Below are 21,171 nucleotides of genomic sequence, written 5' to 3'. Positions count from 1 at the left end.
AAACAGACATTCCAGAGAGAAACACATGAGCTATCAACAAGCACTGAGCGGTCTGGGCGCTGCATCGAGCGACCTCGACGTGATCGGCAACAACATCGCGAACGCGAACACGGTCGGCTTCAAGCAAGGCCAGGCGCAATTCGCCGATATGTACGCAAGCTCGATGGCCACCGCCGTCAGCAACCAGATCGGTATCGGCACGCGCCTGTCCGAAGTGCAGCAGCAGTTCTCGCAAGGCACGATCACGACGACCAACCAGGCGCTCGACGTCGCCATCAACGGCAACGGTTTCTATCAGTTGTCGAACAACGGTTCGACCGTGTACTCGCGTAACGGCGTGTTCCATCTCGACAACACCGGCAAGATCGTCAACTCGGCCGGCCTGCAACTGATGGGCTACGCGGCGGATTCGAACGGTGTGGTCAACAGCGCAAGCACGGTGCCGCTCTCGGTGCCGACGGCCAATATCGCGCCGACCGCGACGAAGACCATCACCGCGTCGTTCAACCTGAATTCGCAGGACGCAGTGAAGGACAAGGCCGCGTTCGATCCGACCAACGGCAACACGTACAACGCCTCGACCTCGGTCGATGCCTACGATTCGCTCGGCGGCACGCAGAAGGTCTCGGTGTACTTCACGAAGTCCGCGACGGGCTCGTGGGAGGCGTTCGCGGGTTACGGCGATCCGGTCACGCAAAAGTCGGATCTCGGCGCGGTCACGTTCGATACGTCGGGCAACCTGACGAGCAGCCCGAAATACACCTTCACGATTCCCAACGGCGCGGACCCGAGCGGCACGACCACGCAGTCGCTCACGCTCGACCTCACCGGCACGACGCAATACGGCGCGACGAGCGGTCTCGCGAATCTGCATCAGGACGGCAACAGCACGGGCGAACTGACCGGCTTCACGGTCGGCACGGACGGCATGCTGACGGGCAACTACTCGAACGGCCAGACCAAGTCGCTCGGCCAGATCGCGATTGCCAACTTCAACAACCAGAACGGTCTGCAGAACCTGGGCGGCAACGTCTACGCACAGACGGCGGCTTCGGGCGCGGCGCAGGTCGCGGTTCCGGGCTCGACCAACCACGGCGTGCTGCAAGGCGGCGCGGTGGAAGACTCGAACGTCGATCTGACGAGCGAACTCGTGAGCCTGATCACCGCGCAGCGCAACTATCAGGCGAACGCGCAGACGATCAAGACGCAGCAGGCCGTCGACCAAGCGGTCATCAACCTGTAAGCGTCGCCAAGTCAGTCAAGGAAGGAAGCGATTCATGGACCGTCTGATCTACACCGCGATGACCGGCGCAAGCCAGGCGCTCGAACAACAGAGCGTCGTGGCGAACAACCTGGCGAACGCATCGACCACGGGCTTCAAGGCTCAACTCGCGGCGTTCCGTCAAGTGCCGATGTCGTTCGAGAACCAGTCCGCCGATGGCACGACGCGCACTTTCGTGCTCTCGTCCACGCCGAACGCGGACTACTCGGCAGGCCCGATCTCGCAAACGGGCAATCCGCTCGATGTCGCGATTCAGGGACCCGGCTGGCTCTCCGTGCAAACGGCCGACGGCAACGAGGCCTACACGCGCGCCGGCAATCTGCACGTGGATCAAAACGGTCAGCTCGTCACGGCGAACAACTTGCCGGTGCTCGGCACGAGCGGCCCGCTGTCCATTCCGCCGGGCGCGGAAGTGACGGTCGGCAAGGACGGCACGGTGTCCGCGTTGATTCCGGGCGATCCGCCCACGGCGATCGCGACGGTGGATCAGCTGAAGCTCGTGAATCCCGATCCGTCGACGCTGTCGCGCGGCGATGACGGCCTCTTCCATACCGCCGATGGCGACCCCGCCGAAGCGGACCCGAATGTGGTCGTGGCAGGCGGCTCGCTCGAAGGCAGCAACGTGAACCCGGTCTCCGCGATGGTCTCGATGATCTCCAACGCACGCCAGTTCCAGATGCAGACCAAGCTGATGGAATCCGCGGACCAGAACGAACAATCGGCGAACAAGCTGCTGAACTTCAGCTAAGCCGCACAGCCAAGACATTAGGAAACGAACGACATGAACCGCTCCCTCTATATCGCCGCGACCGGCATGAATGCCCAGCAGTCGCAGATGGACGTGATCTCGAACAACCTCGCCAACGTGAGCACCAACGGCTTCAAGGGCTCGCGCGCGGTGTTCGAGGATCTGCTTTATCAGACCGTGCGTCAGCCGGGCGCGAACTCCACGCAGCAAACCGAACTCGCGTCGGGCAGCCAGCTCGGCACCGGCGTGCAGCAAGTCGCGACAGAACGCCTTTACACGCAGGGCAACCTGCAACAGACCGGCAACTCGAAGGACGTCGCGATCAACGGTCAAGGCTTCTTCCAGGTGACGATGCCCGACGGCACGACCGCCTACACCCGCGACGGTTCGTTTCAGACCAACGCGCAAGGCCAGCTCGTCACGTCGAGCGGCTATCAATTGAATCCGGCGATCACGATTCCGCAAAACGCGACCGCGATCACCATCGGCTCGGACGGCACGGTCTCGGTCACGCAGCCGAGCAGCACGGCCAGCACGACGGTCGGCCAGATCACGCTCGCGTCGTTCATCAACCCGGCCGGTCTCGAAGCGAAGGGCGAAAACCTCTTCGCCGAAACGGGCAGCTCGGGCGCGCCGAACGTTTCGCAACCGGGCCTGAATGGCACGGGCTCGCTGCAACAAGGCTATGTGGAAGCGTCGAACGTGAACGTGGTGCAGGAACTGGTCAACATGATCCAGACGCAGCGCGCCTACGAGATCAACAGCAAGGCCGTGACCACGTCCGACCAGATGCTGCAGACGCTTTCCCAGATGCAGGTTTGACGCAGAAGCATTAAACGGATCATCAAGATGTCGCCACTCAACACTATCGTTAGCGCGTCACGCCTTGCATCGCTTCTCGCGCTCGGCGCGGCGCTTGCCGCTTGCGGCCTCGTGCCGAAGGAACCGATCATCCAGCAGCCGATGACCGCGCGTCCGCCGCAGCCGCCCATCGGCACGCGTTCGCCCGGCGCGATCTACAACGCGGGCTATGCGGGCCGGCCGCTGTTCGAAGATCAGCGTCCGCGCAACGTCGGCGACATCCTGACCATCGTGATCTCGGAAAACGTCAACGCGACGAAGTCGTCGGCGGCGAACACCAACCGCACCGGCACGGGCGCGTTCGCCGTGCCGACCGTGCCGGGCGTCTTCGGCGGCCTCTTCAACAACACGAACCTGTCGGCCACGGGCGCCAACAAGTTCACGGCGGGCGGCGGCGCAAGCGCGGCCAACACGTTCAGCGGCACGCTCACCGTCACCGTCACCGAAGTGATGTCGAACGGCAATCTGATGGTCAGCGGCGAAAAGCAGATGCTCATCAACCAGGGTAACGAATATGTGCGTTTCTCGGGCGTCGTCAATCCGACGACCATCTCGGGCAGCAACACGGTCTACTCCACGCAGATCGCCGATGCGAAGATCGAATATTCGGCGAAGGGTTATATCGACGAAGCGCAAAACATGGGCTGGCTCCAGCGCTTCTTCCTCAACGTCGCGCCGTTCTGACCGATCATGAATTCGCTCCTTCGCTTCCTCTCGTTCTCGCTCGCGGCTGCTGTCGTCGCCATCGGCTCCGTTCCGCATGCGCACGCCGAGCGCCTGAAAGACCTCGTCTCCTTTCAAGGCGTGCGTGACAATCCGCTGATCGGTTATGGCCTCGTCGTCGGTCTCGACGGCACGGGCGACCAGACCATGCAGACGCCGTTCACCACGCAGAGCTTGACCAACATGCTCGGCAACCTGGGCATCACGGTGAATTCAGCGACCACGTCGAACATGCAATTGAAGAACGTCGCCGCCGTGATGGTGACGGCCACGTTGCCGCCGTTCGCGCGTCCCGGCGAAGCGATCGACGTGACCGTATCCTCGCTCGGCAATGCCAAGAGCTTGCGCGGGGGCACCCTGCTGATGTCGCCGCTAAAGGGCGCGGACGGTCAGGTCTACGCGATGGCGCAGGGCAACCTCGTCGTCGGCGGCGCGGGCGCGAGTGCGAACGGTAGCAAGGTGCAGGTCAATCAACTCGCGGTGGGCCGCATCTCCGGCGGCGCGCTGGTCGAGCGCGCAGTGCAGAGCACGGTGCTGCAACAAGGCGGCACCATGCAGATGGAACTGCGCGAGATGGATTTCGACACGACCCAGCGCATCGTCGCGGCCGTGAACAACCAGTTCGGCACGGGCACGGCGCTCGCGCTCGACGGCCGCACGATTCAGTTGCGCGCGCCGTCCGAAGCGAGCGAACAGGTCTCGTTCATGGCGCAATTGCAAAACATCGACGTGCGTCCGGCGCAAGCCGCGGCCAAGGTCATTCTGAATGCACGCACCGGCTCCATCGTGATGAATCAGATGGTCACGCTGCAGAATTGCGCGGTCGCTCACGGCAACCTGTCGGTCGTCATCAACACGAAGACGGCGGTGAGCCAGCCGAACGCGTTCTCGAACGGCCAGACGGTCGCCGCGAAGGAATCGTCGATTCAGTTGAAGCAGGATAGCGGCGCGCTCAAGATGCTTTCGGCGGGCGCGAATCTGGCGGACGTGGTGAAGGGCTTGAACGCACTCGGCGCGACACCGGCCGATCTGATCTCGATCCTTCAGTCGATGAAGGCGGCGGGCGCACTGCGCGCCGACCTCGAAATCATCTAAGGGACGACGGCACATGAACTCGACTTCGAGCGGTATCGCCAACACGGCATTGGCATCTACCGAGACGGGCGGACTGTCGAACCTGACCAACCGCTTCGCGCTCGATACGCAGGGCTTCGACGCGTTGCGCGCGCAGGCCAACGCATCGCCGCAACAGGGTTTGAAGGCGGCAGCCAAGCAGTTCGATGCGGTCTTCACGACGATGATGCTCAAGAGCATGCGCGATGCGACGCCCTCGGACAGCCCGTTCGAGTCGAACGATACGAAGTCGTTCACGGCGATGCTCGACCAGCAGTTGTCGCAGCAGATGTCGTCGAAGGGTATTGGCGTGGCGGACGCGATGTACAAGCAACTCATGCGCACGGCGGGCATCAAGGACACGTCGGCCACGGGCGGCGCGGCAAACGGCATGAACGCGATGAACGCGCTGTCGGGCGGCGGCGGCAGCAGCGACGCGAACGCGGGCAACATCGCCGCAATGAACGCAATGGCCAAGGCCTACGCCGCGGCGCAGGCCAACAAGAGCGGCGCATCGCTCAACAGCGGCAACGGCTACACGGGCGCCGACGCGCTCGATCCGGGCGTGCGCGGCAACGGTTCGGACAAGGTCAACGCGTTCGTCGAACGGCTGGCCACGCCCGCGCAAGCCGCGAGCGCGGCAACGGGCATTCCGGCGCGCTTCATCATCGGCCAGGCGGCGCTGGAATCGGGCTGGGGCAAGCGCGAGATCAAGTACGCGAACGGCGCGACGAGCCACAACATTTTCGGCATCAAGGCGACGTCGAGCTGGACCGGCAAGACAGTGGATTCGGTAACGACGGAATACGTCAACGGTCAGCCGAAGAAGGTCGTGGAGCGCTTTCGCGCCTACGATTCCTACGAAGCCGCGCTCACCGACTACGCGAGCGTCATCAAGAACAATCCGCGTTACGCGCCGGTCGTGGAGGCATCGCGCGATGTCGCGGGCTTCGCGCACGGCATGCAGAAGGCAGGCTACGCGACCGATCCCCAATACGCGAAAAAGTTGATCTCGATCATGCGTCAGATCGCCTGACGAAGCGTTTTCGAATTCGACCGAAAGGCAGGCGTTTCGTCAACGGCGGAACGATCCTGCCTTTTTGCGCTCGGCGCTCAATACGTTGATTTAGAGCCATGCGCGCTCTTTGGCCTGCTTCGTGCATGTGCAAACGTTTTAGTCCTCGTAGGGACGGCGCGCCACATATTTTTCGGGGCTGCCTGTCTAAACTTTGCTGGCAGTTTGCCGCTATCCCTAAGAAGAAACTGCCGGTTCGAAGGTGAGCCGGTTCGACACGTGGCGTAGCGGAAATGGACGGTACGCGACCAATGAATACGGCCAGCACAATGAATATCAATCACATGCAGGACTTCGCCGACGACGACATTGCGCCGATCGTGGACTTTGGACGACGCAATCCGCTGGAGATCGGTGTGTCGTTGCGCAACCTTGCCCATCGCGGCGACTTTTTGACCGCACAATACGGCGACGGGCAGATTGTTACGCGCCTTTTGGACGTCGATGTTACGGGACATCGCTTTACGTTCGACTGGGGCGGCATGGCGGAACAGAATCGTCACGTGCTGGCTGCGCCCAAGCTGATTTTCAGTTCGGCGCCGGACGGCGTGCGACTCGAATTCACCACGGGCGCCGCGCGTGAGACCGTGTTCGACGGACGTCCCGCTTTCGAGGCCGAGTTTCCGCCGGTGCTTTACTACATGCAGCGTCGCGAATATTTCCGCGTCGAAGCGCCGGTGCTCGACCCCTACATTTGCAGCGGTTCGCTGCCGGATGGCGAGCGCTTTCGCTTCGAAGTGCATGATCTTTCGCTCGGCGGCGTCGCGTTGCGAACCACGGACGAACGCGTGGCCGACCTGGAGATGGGCATCGTGATTCAGGATGCCGAACTGCACTTCACGACCACCGGCAAGGTGACCGTGGATATCAAGCTGGTGTCGCACAGGGAATCGACGACGGCCAAGGGCGATCGCCGCTTCACGCTCGGCTTCAAATTCATCTCGATGCCGGGATCGGCGGAAAACACGCTGCAGCGGCTCATTACGCAACTGGAAATGAAGCGGCGCGCGCTGGCGAAGTAAGGCGGCCGTTCATATTGGTTTCATCCCTCGCGGCGGCGCTGCTCTGAGCGCCGCCCGTTCTGCTGCAAGGTTTCCCGGCTTTTTGCATTCCCTCGCGTCGCGATACAGCTAAAAGCGCCCGCCGAAATCCAATCCGAATAAGCCCCAAAACCCCCTTCAAATCGCCAAATTGCGCTTGCACGACGCGCCCGATAATGCTCAAGTCGAGCAAACCGTCCACGGTATCCGCGTTGAAGAACCGGTCCGCGAACGTTTGCCGAAACGCTCAACTTTCCCGGCGCTTCGCCGATAAACAAGGCAGCTATCCGGCGGCGTTGCATGACGCCATCGCCGCCAAGACAAGGATCAACGCATGTCCAACAACATCTTCAATATCGGCCTGTCGGGACTGAATGCGGCTCAATGGGGCCTGACAGTCACCGGGCAGAACATCAGCAATGCGGCGACGCCCGGTTATACGCTCGAAAAGGCTTCGTTTCAGGAGTCGTCGGGACAGTACACGGGTTCCGGCTATCTCGGCAGCGGCGTGCAGACGACTACCGTCACGCGTCAATACAGCCAGTATTTGACCACGCAGGTCAACAACACGACCGCGTCGAGCAGCGCCGCCAACACCTATTACTCGTTGATCTCGCAGCTGAACAACCTGGTTGGCGATCCCACCACCGGTATCGCAACCGGCATCAGCAACTATTTTTCGGGCATGCAGTCGGTGGCGAATTCGGCGAGCAGCACGTCGTCGCGCCAGTCGCTCATGAGCAACGCGCAGACGCTCGCGAATCAGCTCAATTCGGCAGGCGAGCAATACGACCAGTTGCGTTCGAGCGTCAACACGCAACTGACGAGCGCGGTCTCGTCGATCAACAGCTACACGCAACAGATCGCTGATCTCAACAAGCAGATCAACGTCGCCAGCGCGCAAGGTCAGCAGCCCAATCAGTTGATGGATCAGCGGGATCAGGCCGTCGCGAGTCTCAGCTCGATGGTCGGCGTGCAGGTCGTGCAAACGGATGGCAACTACAACATCTTCGTCGGCAACGGACAGCCGCTCGTCGTCGGCGGCACGGCTTCGGCATTGCAGACGGTGACATCGCCGACTGACCCGAGCGAATTGACGGTCGCGTTCAAGAGCAAGGACGGCACGACGCCGACCGCCGCGCAGACGCAATACCTCGATACAAGCGCGTTGTCGGGCGGCGTGGTTGGCGGCCTGATGGACTTCCGCTCGCAAACGCTCGATCCGGCGCAAGCGCAACTCGGCGCGATTGCGACGAGCTTTGCCGCGCAACTGAACGGACAGAACTCGCTCGGCCTCGATCTGAACGGCCAGGCTGGCGGCGCGCTCTTCTCGGCGGGTTCGCCCACCGTCTACGCCGACGCGCGCAACAAGGGCACCGGCACGGTCACGGCCGAGTTCTCCGATGCCACGCAGCCCACGTCCAGCGATCTCACGGTCACCTATAACGGCACCGGCTTCGACGTGACCGATACCCAGAGCGGCAAGGCGCTCGGCAGCTTCACGCCGCCCAACGCGTTCGACGGTCTGAAGATCACGCCGTCGGGCACGATGCAAGCGGGCGACTCGTTCTCCATTCAGCCGACGCGCGCCTCGCTCGACAACTTCCAGCTCGCGACGACCAACGGCTCCGCGATCGCGGCCGCTTCGCCCGCGGTGACATCGGCGGCGACCGCGAACACCGGTACGGCCACGATTTCCTCGGCGACGGTCGCGGCGGGTTACAGCACGCCTTCGGCTATCGCACTCACGTACAACTCGACGGCGGGCGGCTTCACGTCGAATGTCGTGGTGACCGTGGGCACCACGAATTACCCGGCCAACACGACCATTCCCTACGATTCGTCGAAGGGGCTCACTGTCACGTCGAACGGCATCAGCGCGACGATCAGCGGCAAGCCGGCCAATACGGACGTGTTCAACATCAATCCGAACACGGGCGGCACGAGCGACGGCAGCAACGCGCTCACCATGTCGAACCTGGTGTCGACCAAATCGATGAACGGCACCGACACGCTCACGAATTCCTATGCGAACTACGTGAACCAGATCGGCAACCAGACGAACCAGCTGAAGAGCACGAGCTCGTCCCAAACGGCGCTGCTCAGTCAGGCGACATCGGCGCAACAGTCCGTGCAGGGCGTGAACCTGAACGAGGAAGCGGCGAACCTCATGCAGTATCAGCAGCTTTATCAGGCGAACAGCAAAGTGATTCAGACGGCTTCGACGCTGTTTCAGACGCTGCTTGGCATCTTTAACTGAGGCATTTAGCGATGCGTATATCCAGTTCGCAGTATTTCAACATGAACGTCGCTTCGATGAGCGACCAGCAGAGCTCGCTTGCCTCGATGTATCAGCAGATCTCGTCGGGCAAGCGCATTCTGACCGCTTCCGACGACCCGCTCGGTGCCGCGCAGGCCGTGCAGCTCACGATGAAGACCGCCACGCTCACGCAATACAGCGCGAATCAGACCACGGCGCTTTCGTCGTTGCAGCAGGAAGATTCGACCTTGAGCGACGTGAGCGGCGTGCTGCAAAGCATTCAGACGCAAGTCGTGCGCGCGGGCGATGGCTCCCTCACGAACGCGGATCGCAAATCGATTGCGGATACGCTGCAGGGTTATCGCGACCAGTTGATGAGCGTCGCGAACACGACCGACAGCGAAGGCAATTACATTTTCTCGGGTTTAAAGGGCGGCACCGCGCCGTTTTCGAACAATGCTTCCGGCGTAGGCACGACGTATTCGGGCGATGCCGGCCAGCGCACGGTGCAGATCAGCTCGGGCCGCTCGATTCCCGTGGGCGACACCGGCTCGTCGATTTTCATGGGCGTGTCGCCCACGGATAGCGACGCGGTACCGTCGGCATCGGCGACCAATACGGGCACGGCCACGATCAGCAAGGTGAGCACGACGGATCCGGGCAACGCGAACAATGCGAGCACGTATTCGATCGCGTTTTCGGTATCGTCGACGGATGGTTCGACGAGCTACCTCGTGACCGCGACGCCGCCTGACTCGTCGTTGTCGACGACACCGACCGCATACACGGCCGGCACGGCGATTTCGTTCGGCGGTCAGAAGGTGACGGTCAGCGGCGCGCCCGCGAACGGCGACAGCTTCACGGTGCAGCCGGCGGCATCGGGCAACAACGATGTGTTCGCGACGCTCGACAATTTGATCAGCGCGCTCAAGCAGCCGACGGGCACGCCAGCCTCGGAAGCGACGTTGACCAACGCGTTGTCGACGGCTTCGACCAAGCTCGACAACACCTACACGAACGTGTTGTCTGCGCAGACGGTGGTGGGTGGCCGCGAGCAGGAAGTGAAGGCCACGCAGACGTCGATGGCGACTTCGCAGACGCAGACCGCCAGCGATCTTGCGAATCTGACGAGCATCGATCTGGTTTCGGCGATCAGTTCTTATGAGCTCACGCAGAACTCCTTGACGGCGGCACAGCAGGCGTTTTCGCAGATTCAGAAGTTGTCGTTGTTCAACTACCTCAGCTAATAAGGAGTCTTTGCCTCTCGTTTTTTAAGGGAACTTCGAGAAGGGCATCGTGCGGTTTGGCGATGCTCTTTTTTTCGTTTTTTCAGTGGAAGAAGCCGGGAACGATTGCCTATGATTGACGCACCGGACTTAAGTGCAACGTCGAAGATTCGTGCGCCATGAGATACCGACTGCTTGGTGAGACGGGTGACGGAAATGAGGATTGATCGCGCGCTCGTTGTGCTCTGTGCAATGACATGTCCGATCATGTTTGTCGCGTGTGGAAGCGGCTCGGATTCGCCGCCTGCCCGCAAGAACACGGCACAACTCGACGCCGGGCGGGCACAGTGGGCCGCGACGCTGCCGGAGCCGGACGCTGACTACGGTGAATATCCGTCGAATTATCAGGACATCATCAAGGCGGCCATGGCGAAGACGCTCAAAGACCCCGAGTCGGCGCGCTATGGCGATTTCTCCACGCCAAGAAGGATCAGGCTATCGAGAACATGACGGAGCACCGTGCCGTTTATGGTTATCTCGTGTGCACGGACATCAACGCGAAGAACAGCTATGGCGGTTACACGGGAGCCAAGCGCCGCTGGTTCCTTATTCGTAACGGCGCTGTCGTTCGGTATGGTGAACGGCCCATGTATGTCGGGCACGTTGCGCCGTGCATGCGCGCACCGTGAGCCACGATGCGGGCAATGACGCGTCAAGAACCCATCGAGCCCGCGATCCTTCCCACCTGTCCCAGCCCCGCCTCGAAGATCCGCTGAAAAAACGGCATCAAATTAGGCACCATCAACTGAAGCAGCAACAAGCCGACGAGCATGGTGACCGGAAAACCCACCTGGAAGATGCCGATCTGCGGCGCCGCGCGATTCAGAATGCCGAGCGCGAGATTGGCGATAAGAAGCGCCGCCACGACCGGCAACGACAGCAACAACCCGGTGGAAAAAACCGAAGCGCCATAACCCACCATCACCCGCCAACCTTGCGCATGCGAAGCGGACGCCACGACATTGACATCGACGGGCACGCTCTGGAAGGTCGTGATCAGCGCGGCGATCAGTTGCAGATGCCCGTCGAAGACGAGAAACGCCAGCATTGCCAGCGTGTTGAGATAGCGCGATACCACCACGGCATTGCCACCCGCGCGCGGATCGTAAAGCATCGCGAAACCGAGGCCCATTTGCTGTCCGATGAACTCGCCAGCCGCATCGACGGCGGCAAAGGCTATTTGCATCGTCATGCCAATGGCCGCGCCAATCAGGAACTGATTGACGATGATCCACACGCCCGCCGCTGAGAACACCGTGGCGTCGGGCATGGCGGGTAAGGTGGGCGCGACGATCAGCGTGATGAAGGCCGCCAGCGCGATCTTCACGCGCGTGGGCAACGCCATATGGTTCAGCACCGGCGCGGTGGCCATCAAGGCGAGGATGCGCACGAACGGCCACAGAAACGCCGTGAGCCAGCCGTTCAGTTGCGCATAAGTAACCGAGAACATCGAACGAATCAGCCCGTGATCGCAGGCGTGATGGTGAACACGTGCCGCATGTAATCGAGGATGGTCGTGAGCATCCACGGTCCTGCGATCACGAGCGTCACCGCCACGGCGATCAGCTTCGGAATGAAGGAGAGCGTCGATTCGTTGATCTGCGTGGCCGCCTGAAAGAGACTAACCACCAGACCCACGACGAGCGCGACCAGCAAGAGCGGGGCAGCCAGCAGCAACGCGACATACATCGCCTGATGCGCTATGGTCATGACCGATTCGGGTGTCATTCCAGCAACCTCAATAGAAACGATAACGTTACGAAACGAAGCTCTGCGCAAGCGAGCCGATCAGCAACTGCCAGCCATCGACGAGCACGAACAGCATGAGCTTGAAGGGCAGCGCGATGGTCGTGGGCGAGACCATCATCATGCCCATCGACATCAAGACGCTCGCCACCACCACGTCGATGATGAGGAACGGAATAAAGATGGTGAAGCCGATCTGAAACCCCGTCTTCAGTTCGCTCGTCACGAACGAAGGCACCAGCAGCGACAGCGGCACGTCTTCCGGACCGTTCATCGGCGCGGCCTTCGAGATGCGGGCGAACAGCGCGAGATCCGCTTCGCGCGTCTGCTTCAGCATGAACTGCTTGAAGGGCGCGACGCCGCGCTGCATGGCCTGATCCATCGCGATGGTGCCGTCGGAGAAGGGCTTGTATGCGTCGGTGTAGGCTTTGTCGAGCACCGGCGACATCACGAAAAACGAGAGAAACAACGCGAGGCCCACGAGCACTTGATTAGGCGGCGTGCTCGTCGTGCCGAGCGCCTGGCGCAAGAGCGACAGCACGATGATGATGCGCGTGAAGCTCGTCATCATCAGGACCATGGCCGGGAGGAACGAGAGCATCGTCAGCAGCAACATCGTCTGCACGCTGAGCGAGTACGTCGTGCCGCCGTTCGGGCCGGGGCTGGTATTGAAGGCGGGAAGACCCGCCGTGCTTTGCGCGAGCGCCGCGACCGGCAACAAGGCGATCACGACCGGCAGCGCCAGTTTCACGCCGCGCACGATGTTACGACTGACCTGCATTACTTGCTCCCGCCCACGAACTTCTGAAGACGCTTGTTCGCTTCACCGGCGAGGGCATCGCGAAACCGCTGACCAAAACTGCCTTGCAACGTTTGCGCGGCCGACGGTGCTGGTTCGCCGCTTACGTCCGCATCCGCCGATCCGGCGGGCATGGTATGCAGCAAGCGCACGTTGCCGGGCCCCGCGCCGAGCACGAGCCAGGTATCGCCTATTTCGACGACCGCCACGCGCTCCTTGTTGCCGAGCGACGCGCCGCCCACTACTTTCACGAGGCCGCCTTTCCGGCCGCCTTGCAAGCCGAACTTGCGAGCGAGCCACGCGCAACCGAACACGAAGCCGATCACGATGACGAGACCGAACAGCGTCTGCAACACCGCGCCGAAACCGAGCGACGGCACGGCGCTTCCCGCGCCGACGCTCGAAGCGATCTGCGCGGCGTGGTTCACGGCGTTCATATCGGCTGCGCGGGACAGCGCAGGCACGAAGGCAATCAGGACGGCGGCAAAGCGTTTCATCGATTCAACTTCCGGATACGTTCGGACGGCGTGATGATGTCGGTCAGGCGAATACCGAACTTGTCGTTCACGACGACCACTTCGCCTTGCGCGATAAGACAACCGTTCACGAGCACGTCCATTGGCTCGCCCGCCATGCCGTCGAGTTCCACGACCGAACCCTGCGCGAGCTGCAGCAGGTTGCGAATCGCGATCTTCGTGCGGCCGAGTTCCACCGTCATCTGCACGGGGATGTCGAGAATCATGTCGATGTCGTTGCGCGTCGAAGGCGCCGCGGCTTTCGACAAGGGCTGGAACACGCCCGCGCTGGCCACGGCAGGCGTTTCGTTGCCGTTCTGCTCGGCGAGCGCGCTCGCCCAGTCGTCCATCGACAACTCTTCCGCCTTCATGTCGCCCACGCCGGTCGAGCCGGGCAGTGTGCCTTCCTGCAAGAGATCACTCATATCCACCTTCCTTCATGTTGTCCGACGCGCTGACCATTTTCTGCACGCGCAGCGCGTATTGACCATTGAAAATTCCGTAGCCGCATTCCATCACCGGCACGCCGTCCACCTTGGCGACGACATGCTCGGGCACGTCGATCGGCAGCACGTCGCCCTTGCGCATGTTGAGCAGCCTTTCAAACGACGAACGGATCTCGGCGAGTTCCACCGTCAGTTCCACTTCCGCCGATTGCACTTGCTGCGAGAGCACGCGCACCCAGCGGCGATCCACTTCGAGCGCTTCGCCCTGAATCGGCGAGGAGAGCTGATCGCGAATCGGCTCGATCATCGAGTAGGGCATGCAGATATGCAGCGTGCCGCCCGTCGAACCGAATTCGATGGTGAACTGCGTCACGATGACGATTTCATTCGGCGTCGCCACGTTCGCGAACTGCGTGTGCATTTCCGAGCGCATGAATTCGAACTGCAGCGGACGCACGCTCTTCCACGAAGCGGAGTAGTGCTCGAATACCAGCGTGAGCAGCTTGTGAATGATGCGTTGCTCGGTCTGCGTGAACTCGCGGCCTTCGACGCGCGTATGGAAACGCCCGTCGCCGCCGAAGAGGTTGTCGACCACGAAGAACACGAGGTTCGGATCGAACACGAACAGCGACGTGCCGCGCAGAGGCTTCACATGGACCAGGTTGAGGTTGGTCGGGATCGGCAGATTGCGCGTGAATTCGCTGTACTTCTGCACCTTCACCGGGCCGACGGAGATTTCCGCCGAACGCCGCATGAAGTTGAAGATGCCCACGCGCAACAGGCGCGCGAAGCGGTCGTTGATGATTTCGAGGCCGGGCATCCGGCCGCGGACAATGCGTTCCTGCGTCGCGATGTTGTAAGGACGAACGCCGGCGGGCTTGCTGTCGTCTGAAACCTGATCGACTTCGCCGGTGACGCCCTTGAGGAGGGCATCGACCTCCTCCTGCGACATGAACTCTTCGTGGCCCATGACTCTTTTCCGTTTCCTTGAATCTGGTGCGCGGGCTTACTGCACGACGAATTCGGTGAACAACACTTCTTCGACGTGGGCGGGATGATCCGGCGCGCTGGCGGCCTTCTCGACGGCTTCGCGCAGTTCGTCGGCGAGCTTGCGCTTGCCTTCGACGGTCGCCATCTCTTCGGGGTGCTTGCCGGAGATGAGCATCAGCACGCGACTGCGGATCTCAGGCATGCGTTCGGTGATCTGCACCTGAGCCTTTTCGTCCGCGAGCTTGAGCGACAGACCGACGCGCAGGTAGTGCATGATGCCGTCGTCGGCTTGCAGGTTGACGGTCAGCGAATCGAGCGGGAAGAACACGGGCGGCGGCACCGGTGCGGGCTTGGCGGGGCCGTGAGGCTGCTTGCCGAGCATGAAGTAAGCGCCGCCGGCGCCAGCACCCAGCAGAACGACCGCGCCAATGGCGATGATCAGAGTCTTCTTGAGCTTGCCGCTCTTCGCGGGAACGATGTCTTTCGGATTTGCAGTGGTGGTAGCCATGAATTCTTGCCCTCTTTCGATAGGTTGAATTGTTGGCTATAACGCCGTTGAGCGATGGGGCGAAAAGAGGGGGGATTTGGGGCTAACTCGTGGGTTAGGGCAGCTTGCTGGCGGATGCAGAGCCTTGCTATTCCGGTCTCGACGGCCCGTGAGCGAACGCTGAAAATGGGCGCGCGAACGCATTGCCGCGAGAAAGTTGCCCATGCACAGCATTTGGCACTATTTTTCAGCAAGGGCCCTTCGGTCATGTGAAACTGCGGTACGGGCGATACGCCAAGCGTTTCAGGCCGCTTTCTGGAAGGTTAGATGCGGCTATAACGCCTTCGCCTGAACGACGTTTCTTGCATTTAACGCGCATATCTACAAATCGACGTTAGACACAAACGTGTTGTCATCGCCGACGTACAAGAAAGGCAATAGCGAAATGACCGTCTATTACGCCGCCGTGGATGGCGACCCGCTCACCAGCGAAGAGGGGAGCTACGTAATCGCGCAAGGGCGAACTCGGCGCATTGCGGACGAAAGCGGTCGACTGCGCGGCGGGGCAGTGATCGGCGACTTCGCCTTCTGCACAGCTTGCGAGAGCACAGGCGAAATTACCTATGGTGTCCATCTAACACCGGGCCGTAGACCTAAAGATCGGGGACGCGATTGGGCGCTTGGCGGCGACCGGGTTCTTTGCCAGTGCTCGACGTCTCCGATCATCTATCCGGCTCACGGAAGACGATGCCGGATATTCGATCACGCGCCCATCACGCGCTTCTCGTCGAGCAATGCTTCGGCAGAGCCGCCGGTACCTCCTGATGCAGACCACTGGATCAGCTTCACTCTGCGCGAGCCGGAAAGCTACGAGGGCATGTCATGCGTCGCACGCTTCGCGGACGGGTCCAGCGAGCGAGGCAGTATCGGCGGCGGCAACAACATCCGGTTCGCTAGATCGAACACCAGCGCATGCACACATATCGAGATCGCGGTAAGCGTTTCTCCCAGTGAGGAAGCGACCGTATCTCAAGCACTTTTATCGATTATTCGAGCTTAATGCCAGACACAAGAGCGCCAGTAAGCGGCAGTACCATCAGAGGTTCTTTCGCGGCGAACAAAGATCACCAGATTGATTCCCGGATTCTGGCCGATGCGCGCGCCGCTCTCGAAGGCGCTGGAGCGTATTTCTCCCAAAGCGTTATCAGCGACGCGAGCGTGCGAGCGCGTTATGCCGCTGGCATCGAGCGAATGAGCGAGAACGTTCAAACCGAAGTCAACGCTGGACGCATGACCGCTGCAGAGGGTGCGGCCTTCTGCCAGGACATGCGCAATCGCATCATGGAAGAGGCGAGGACGGCCACTTCGCCCACGAGTTTGGCAAAAGCACAGGCATATAAGGCAGAAGGGCTTGGTCTTGAAAAGCTTCTCGACAAGTACTCGGTTAAAAACTTTTCCAAGCCGTTTCATGCATTGACCGAGTCTGAAAAAGACCGCGCTTACTTCTCGATAATCGAATCGGCGGGAAGGAGTAACGCCAAGGTCAACGCAAAAACGGCCCGAATGAGATTGATGGGCAAGGTCGGCCTCTTGATAACAGGAGTGCTCGCCGGATATGAGATTTTGAACGCCAGAGACAAGATAAGCGAAGCTGAACGCCAAATTGCGTCCATTGAAGGCGGGTTGATCGGCGGTGCGCTTGCGGGTCTTGCCGTAGGATCAATCTGCGGACCGGGAGCCCCAATATGTGCTCTCGGTGTGGTCTTGATCGGTTCAACTCTCGGTTCTGTCGTAACTCAAACCGCTCAGGACGCTTATCTCGACGAATTGGAGGAATTCCGCACGTGGGGCATCAGATAGACCAGCAGGCAAGGGAGCGCATTTGGACGACGATGGCAGAATTCTTCGTCGATAACAGAATCGACTACGACTACCAAGCATCGAAAATATGTGTCTATCCATTGAAAGAACTCAAAAAGATTTTCTTTCGGGAGGTTGCTCCAGTGTGCGGTCCGAACGCCTTAACTGCAGCGCCGCCGATCTGGCTTTCATTCGATGATCAAACGGTGATCGATGAAGTCAGGAGACTCCTCTTGAAACGCGACGCGTCTGCTTTCTTCCGTTTGCGACACGAACTCAGCGTTCTGTATCTTCGGGTGACACTCAACGGAATTTGGCAGGAAGTCGAGAGAGCGATCACGCGTCAGCGAGGACGCGCAACCTGTGCTTGATCAATGTGATTGCAATCGGCTCGTCTCAAGAAGCCGAATCGATTGCACCACGGCCATCAAGCAAACGTATCCACCAACCCGACCGTGCGCCGCACCGGCATCGTCACCGTGCTTGCCACGCCCGAATCGCTACCGCCGACGCCGCCAACACCGCCCACGCCGCGTCCGTTGCCCGACGACGAGCGGCCCTCGCCGCGGTCCTGTTGCGACGACTGGCGCGCGAATCCATCCGAAACGCTGGTGGAGCCTAGGCTGATACCGTTGGCTTCCATCGCCTCGCGCAGCTTCGGCATCGCGGCTTCGACCGCTTCGCGCACCTGCGCATGCTGCGACACGAAGAGCGCGTGCGCGTGATTCTCGGAAACCTGCAGAGTGACCTGCAACGGGCCGAGATCCTTCGGATTGAGCGTCAACTCCGCACTCTGTTGCTGCGAATTCGAGAGGAAAACGACTTTCTGGCTGAACGCATCGTCCCAGCCGCCAGCGCCCACGTGAGGCGCAATCGCCGCGCTGGTCGCCGCCGTCATCTCGCCCTGCGCACTCGATACCGCCGATCCCGCCGATGCCGATTGCATCGCCACCGCGCGCGCCGCTGCATCGGCTTGCTGCGAGATGGCTTTGTACGCCGCGCTGCCCGCATCGGCTTGCGGGGTCAGCGCGGCCTGAACCGCTGCCGCATCGCTTGCCAGTGCCGCGGTCGTGGCCGGCGCCGCGTTGTCCCCGGCATCGCCGGCGAGCGCGTTGAGCAGGCCGCCCGAGCGATTACCCTTCGATCCTTCGCCGACCATGCCACCCGACGCCTCGTCGCTTTTTCCAGCGCCCGTGGCCACGCCCGCGCCCGCATGCGCCGATGCCGCCGCGTTCATCGGCACGGCATTCGCCGGCACGTTGTTCATCGCGGCGAGCGCGGCCTGCAGCGCATCTTGCGCGGACTTGGCGTCGCCGCTCTTGTGCGTGTCGCCGGTCGCGGTCTTGTCGTCATCCGTCGATGCAACCGCCGTCGCGGCCGCATCGGTTACGTCGGACACGGTGGTATTCGCAGCTTCGGCGGCGTCCGCGCGCTCGGCCGCATCGGCGGCATCCGTCGCTTTCGCGGGCTTTGCCGGGGCGGCACGCTTGGACGCATCCGCCGTTTCGGTCTTGCCCGAAGGCTTCGATGCCTCCTTCGTCGAATCCGTCTTGCCGCTCTTGTCGGCCGACGACGACGCCTGCGTGTCTGGCGCGCTATCGCTCTTCTTCACGTCGCTCGCGTCGTCCGACTTGCTGGCGCTCGCGGTGTCGTCGGACTTCGGCACGTCATGCACGCTCGACTTGGCCGCAGTGGACGAAGACAAGGACGACGCCGCCAGCGCCTTGGCTGCCTGTGCGTCGGCATTGGCCTTGTCGGTCATGCTCTGCAGCGTCAGGCCGAACGACGCGCCTGCGTCCGCTGCACGCTTTTTGGCAGCTGAAGATGACGAAACGCCCGACTGCGCGCCGATGGAAGAAACGGAGGACATGCGTTACCTCGAAAAAGTCCGGTAGTTGAATTCAGGCGCGTTCGGCGCGCATGCGCAGCACCTTGGCCGCGTGCTCGTCCGATTCGCGCTGTTCCACGCGCGCCGCCTTCTTGGCGAGCAACGCCTCGCCGCGCGCCGCGAGCACCTCGTAGCTGCCGACCTTCTGCTTCTTGAGACGCCATTCCGGCTTCGCCGCCTCGATGCGCTGGTCGGCCATCACGAGCAACGTGCGCTGTTGCGCAATCGCCGAGTCCAGCGTGTCGACGAACGCCTGGAAGTTACGCAGCGTCTGCGCCGTCGTGCCTTGCTGCGCCGACGCCGTGAAACGCGCGTGATATTCGTCGCGATACGTCACGAGCGAATTGAGTTGCCCCTCGATTTCGTTGCGCTCCTGCTGAAGCTTGCCCAGCTTCTTGGTCGCGGCGTCGAGTTCTTCCTGAGCGAGTTCGATCAGGGTGTTGATCGGCAGATTCTTTGACATGGACGAGTTGGTCTCTGTGGTCGCGCGGTTTTTTAATAACTTATGACAAATATAGGTGCGGCTGCAAATACTAGTTGAAAAGTTGATGCAATAAATCAAGACTCGGTTCGAAATTCGCCTGCTCGCGAAAGCCTTGCTGTAAAAACGACTCCATTCGCGGATAAAGCGCGATGGCCCGGTCGAGCAGGGCATCGCGGCCGCTGGAATACGCGCCCACGTTGATCAGATCGCGATTGCGCTGATAACGCGAAAGCATCTGCTTGAAAAGGCGCACGTGTTCGAGATGCTTGTCGTCGATGAGCGCGGTCATCGCGCGGCTGATCGACTGTTCGATATCGATAGCCGGATAATGCCCCGCCTCGGCGAGCGAGCGGTTCAGCACGATATGGCCGTCGAGAATGGCGCGGGCCGAATCGGCGATCGGATCTTGCTGGTCGTCGCCTTCGGTGAGCACGGTGTAGAACGCGGTGATCGAACCGCCGCCTTCCGGGCCATTGCCGGTACGCTCGACGAGCGCGGGCAGCTTGGCGAACACCGACGGCGGATAACCCTTGGTCGCGGGCGGCTCGCCAATCGCAAGTGCGATCTCGCGCTGCGCCATCGCGTAACGCGTCAGCGAATCCATGAGCAGCAACACATGCTTGCCCTGATCGCGGAAATATTCGGCCAGCGAAGTCGCGTAAGTCGCGCCCTGCATGCGCAGCACCGGCGAAACGTCGGCCGGCGCGGCCACGACGACCGAACGCGCGAGACCGTCTTCGCCCAGAATCTGTTCGATGAATTCCTTCACTTCGCGGCCGCGTTCGCCGATCAGTCCGATCACGATCACTTCCGCGCTCGTGTAGCGCGCCATCGTGCCGAGCAGCACCGATTTACCGACGCCCGAACCCGCGAACAGGCCCATGCGCTGGCCGCGTCCAACCGTCAGCAGCGAATTGATTGCGCGCACGCCGACGTCCAGCACTTTGTGAATCGGCTCGCGATTCAGCGGGTTGATGACCGGCGATGACAACGGCGCATCGACTTTTGCGCCGAGCGGGCCGAGTCCGTCGAGCGGACGGCCGGATGCATCGACCACGCGGCCGAGCATCTCCCAGCCGACTGGCAGACGTTTTGCGCCTGCCATCGGATCGTTGATCGGCGCGCTTTCCAGCGGATACACGCGCGCGCCGGGCAAGAGGCCGGCCATTTCCGTGGTCGGCATCAAGAAGAGTCTGTCGCCCGCGAAGCCGACGACTTCGGCTTCGGCGGTCGGAATGGCGCTGCCCGGCGGCAGTTCGATCATGCATTCGGAACCGACGCCCATCTTCAGGCCGACCGCTTCGAGCACGAGGCCGGCGGCGCGCGTGAGACGTCCGCACGGACGCAGCGGCTTGGCGATCGCGGTACGCGCCTTGAGGGCGTCGAGCTTGTCGCGCCAGGCGTCGATATGCGGATTGCCCGCCATGTTCGCGAGTTCCGCGATGGTCCGCGCAGCGAGTTCCTCCGGCGATTCTTCCTCGACGACAGCCTCCGGCCCGAACGACGCGCGCGCGATTTCCTGCTCCAGCTCGCTCAGTCCGTCCTGCGTGATGCGATGCGTCATTGCG

Annotated in this window: 24 protein-coding genes; 14 read left to right on the top strand and 10 right to left on the bottom strand. The window is 61.6% G+C overall.

All coding sequences use genetic code 11. From position 1 onward, the window contains the following. Positions 1–25 precede the first annotated feature (25 nt). The 11 genes from flgE (at position 26) to NCR98_RS13140 (ending at position 11,017) form a co-directional block, all read left to right on the top strand. Positions 26–1,243, top strand: coding sequence for a flagellar hook protein FlgE (flgE, locus tag NCR98_RS13190; RefSeq protein ID WP_244826557.1), 1,218 nt, complete (start codon positions 26–28; stop codon positions 1,241–1,243). 34 nt (positions 1,244–1,277) lie between these two features. Further along, positions 1,278–2,030: a flagellar basal-body rod protein FlgF gene (gene flgF, locus NCR98_RS13185; protein ID WP_244826556.1), complete on the top strand. Its 753-nt coding sequence runs from the start codon at positions 1,278–1,280 to the stop codon at positions 2,028–2,030. Positions 2,031–2,063: 33 nt separating this feature from the next. After that, entirely contained in the window at positions 2,064–2,852 is a 789-nt protein-coding gene (flgG, locus tag NCR98_RS13180; RefSeq protein WP_244826555.1) for a flagellar basal-body rod protein FlgG, read from the top strand. A gap of 27 nt (positions 2,853–2,879) precedes the next feature. Beyond that, a complete protein-coding gene (locus tag NCR98_RS13175; protein ID WP_250526382.1) occupies positions 2,880–3,575 on the top strand; it encodes a flagellar basal body L-ring protein FlgH in 696 nt (231 codons plus the stop codon). Between the two features lie 6 nt (positions 3,576–3,581). Beyond that, positions 3,582–4,709, top strand: a complete 1,128-nt coding sequence (locus NCR98_RS13170; protein ID WP_244826553.1) for a flagellar basal body P-ring protein FlgI — start codon at positions 3,582–3,584, stop codon at positions 4,707–4,709. 13 nt (positions 4,710–4,722) lie between these two features. Further along, positions 4,723–5,763, top strand: a complete 1,041-nt coding sequence (gene flgJ / locus NCR98_RS13165; protein ID WP_244826552.1) for a flagellar assembly peptidoglycan hydrolase FlgJ — start codon at positions 4,723–4,725, stop codon at positions 5,761–5,763. A 308-nt stretch (positions 5,764–6,071) separates the two neighbouring features. Next, positions 6,072–6,824, top strand: coding sequence for a flagellar brake protein (locus tag NCR98_RS13160; RefSeq protein ID WP_244826551.1), 753 nt, complete (start codon positions 6,072–6,074; stop codon positions 6,822–6,824). Positions 6,825–7,176: 352 nt separating this feature from the next. Continuing rightward, positions 7,177–9,102: a flagellar hook-associated protein FlgK gene (gene flgK / locus NCR98_RS13155; protein WP_250526381.1), complete on the top strand. Its 1,926-nt coding sequence runs from the start codon at positions 7,177–7,179 to the stop codon at positions 9,100–9,102. Between the two features lie 11 nt (positions 9,103–9,113). Continuing rightward, entirely contained in the window at positions 9,114–10,349 is a 1,236-nt protein-coding gene (flgL, locus tag NCR98_RS13150) for a flagellar hook-associated protein FlgL (RefSeq protein ID WP_244826549.1), read from the top strand. Between the two features lie 246 nt (positions 10,350–10,595). Beyond that, positions 10,596–10,838 (top strand): hypothetical protein, encoded by a 243-nt coding sequence (locus NCR98_RS13145; RefSeq protein WP_250526380.1) that lies wholly within the window; start codon positions 10,596–10,598, stop codon positions 10,836–10,838. Then, entirely contained in the window at positions 10,835–11,017 is a 183-nt protein-coding gene (locus NCR98_RS13140; protein ID WP_250526379.1) for a hypothetical protein, read from the top strand. Before NCR98_RS13145 ends, NCR98_RS13140 begins: the two co-directional genes overlap by 4 nt. Before the next feature lie 23 nt (positions 11,018–11,040). Here NCR98_RS13140 and fliR read toward each other — a convergent pair whose 3' ends face one another. Genes fliR through fliL form a run of 7 tightly spaced genes read right to left on the bottom strand, consistent with a single transcriptional unit; the run spans position 11,041 to position 15,392 of the window. Further along, positions 11,041–11,838 carry a flagellar biosynthetic protein FliR gene (gene fliR, locus NCR98_RS13135; RefSeq protein ID WP_250526378.1) on the bottom strand — a complete coding sequence of 266 codons (798 nt, stop codon included), beginning with the start codon at positions 11,836–11,838 and terminating at the stop codon, positions 11,041–11,043. A gap of 8 nt (positions 11,839–11,846) precedes the next feature. Then, on the bottom strand, positions 11,847–12,116 hold the full coding sequence (fliQ, locus tag NCR98_RS13130; protein WP_244826546.1) for a flagellar biosynthesis protein FliQ: 270 nt from the start codon (positions 12,114–12,116) through the stop codon (positions 11,847–11,849). Positions 12,117–12,144: 28 nt separating this feature from the next. After that, positions 12,145–12,915 (bottom strand): flagellar type III secretion system pore protein FliP, encoded by a 771-nt coding sequence (fliP, locus tag NCR98_RS13125; protein ID WP_244826545.1) that lies wholly within the window; start codon positions 12,913–12,915, stop codon positions 12,145–12,147. Continuing rightward, positions 12,915–13,430 (bottom strand): flagellar biosynthetic protein FliO, encoded by a 516-nt coding sequence (fliO, locus tag NCR98_RS13120; RefSeq protein WP_250526377.1) that lies wholly within the window; start codon positions 13,428–13,430, stop codon positions 12,915–12,917. The genes fliP and fliO overlap by 1 nt, the downstream gene beginning before the upstream one ends. Continuing rightward, positions 13,427–13,819 carry a flagellar motor switch protein FliN gene (gene fliN / locus NCR98_RS13115; protein ID WP_244828135.1) on the bottom strand — a complete coding sequence of 131 codons (393 nt, stop codon included), beginning with the start codon at positions 13,817–13,819 and terminating at the stop codon, positions 13,427–13,429. Before fliN ends, fliO begins: the two co-directional genes overlap by 4 nt. Positions 13,820–13,865: 46 nt before the next feature. Next, positions 13,866–14,864: a flagellar motor switch protein FliM gene (fliM, locus tag NCR98_RS13110; protein ID WP_244826543.1), complete on the bottom strand. Its 999-nt coding sequence runs from the start codon at positions 14,862–14,864 to the stop codon at positions 13,866–13,868. A gap of 36 nt (positions 14,865–14,900) precedes the next feature. Next, on the bottom strand, positions 14,901–15,392 hold the full coding sequence (fliL, locus tag NCR98_RS13105) for a flagellar basal body-associated protein FliL (protein ID WP_244826542.1): 492 nt from the start codon (positions 15,390–15,392) through the stop codon (positions 14,901–14,903). A 424-nt stretch (positions 15,393–15,816) separates the two neighbouring features. Here fliL and NCR98_RS13100 point away from each other — a divergent pair, with 424 nt between their 5' ends. Genes NCR98_RS13100 through NCR98_RS13090 form a run of 3 tightly spaced genes read left to right on the top strand, consistent with a single transcriptional unit; the run spans position 15,817 to position 17,602 of the window. Continuing rightward, positions 15,817–16,431 carry a PAAR domain-containing protein gene (locus NCR98_RS13100; protein WP_250526376.1) on the top strand — a complete coding sequence of 205 codons (615 nt, stop codon included), beginning with the start codon at positions 15,817–15,819 and terminating at the stop codon, positions 16,429–16,431. Further along, positions 16,431–17,231, top strand: coding sequence for a hypothetical protein (locus NCR98_RS13095; RefSeq protein WP_250526375.1), 801 nt, complete (start codon positions 16,431–16,433; stop codon positions 17,229–17,231). The genes NCR98_RS13100 and NCR98_RS13095 overlap by 1 nt, the downstream gene beginning before the upstream one ends. Then, the gene (locus tag NCR98_RS13090) at positions 17,216–17,602 is read left to right on the top strand and encodes a DUF7079 family protein (protein WP_250526374.1); all 387 of its coding nucleotides are present in this window, start codon (positions 17,216–17,218) and stop codon (positions 17,600–17,602) included. The genes NCR98_RS13095 and NCR98_RS13090 overlap by 16 nt, the downstream gene beginning before the upstream one ends. Positions 17,603–17,658: 56 nt before the next feature. On the opposite strand, the gene NCR98_RS13085 is transcribed toward NCR98_RS13090, so the two are convergent. The 3 genes from NCR98_RS13085 to fliI all read right to left on the bottom strand — a co-directional run bounded on the left by NCR98_RS13085 (position 17,659) and on the right by fliI (position 21,167). Next, positions 17,659–19,101, bottom strand: coding sequence for a flagellar hook-length control protein FliK (locus NCR98_RS13085; protein ID WP_250526373.1), 1,443 nt, complete (start codon positions 19,099–19,101; stop codon positions 17,659–17,661). Positions 19,102–19,132: 31 nt separating this feature from the next. Further along, positions 19,133–19,582, bottom strand: coding sequence for a flagellar export protein FliJ (fliJ, locus tag NCR98_RS13080; RefSeq protein WP_244826537.1), 450 nt, complete (start codon positions 19,580–19,582; stop codon positions 19,133–19,135). A gap of 70 nt (positions 19,583–19,652) precedes the next feature. Beyond that, positions 19,653–21,167 carry a flagellar protein export ATPase FliI gene (fliI, locus tag NCR98_RS13075; RefSeq protein ID WP_250526444.1) on the bottom strand — a complete coding sequence of 505 codons (1,515 nt, stop codon included), beginning with the start codon at positions 21,165–21,167 and terminating at the stop codon, positions 19,653–19,655. Between the last annotated feature and the right edge of the window lie 4 nt (positions 21,168–21,171).

The sequence above is a fragment of the Caballeronia sp. GAWG2-1 genome (assembly GCF_023631405.1).
In the GTDB taxonomy this organism is placed as follows: domain Bacteria; phylum Pseudomonadota; class Gammaproteobacteria; order Burkholderiales; family Burkholderiaceae; genus Caballeronia.
This window is presented reverse-complemented; position numbering and strand designations above follow the sequence as displayed.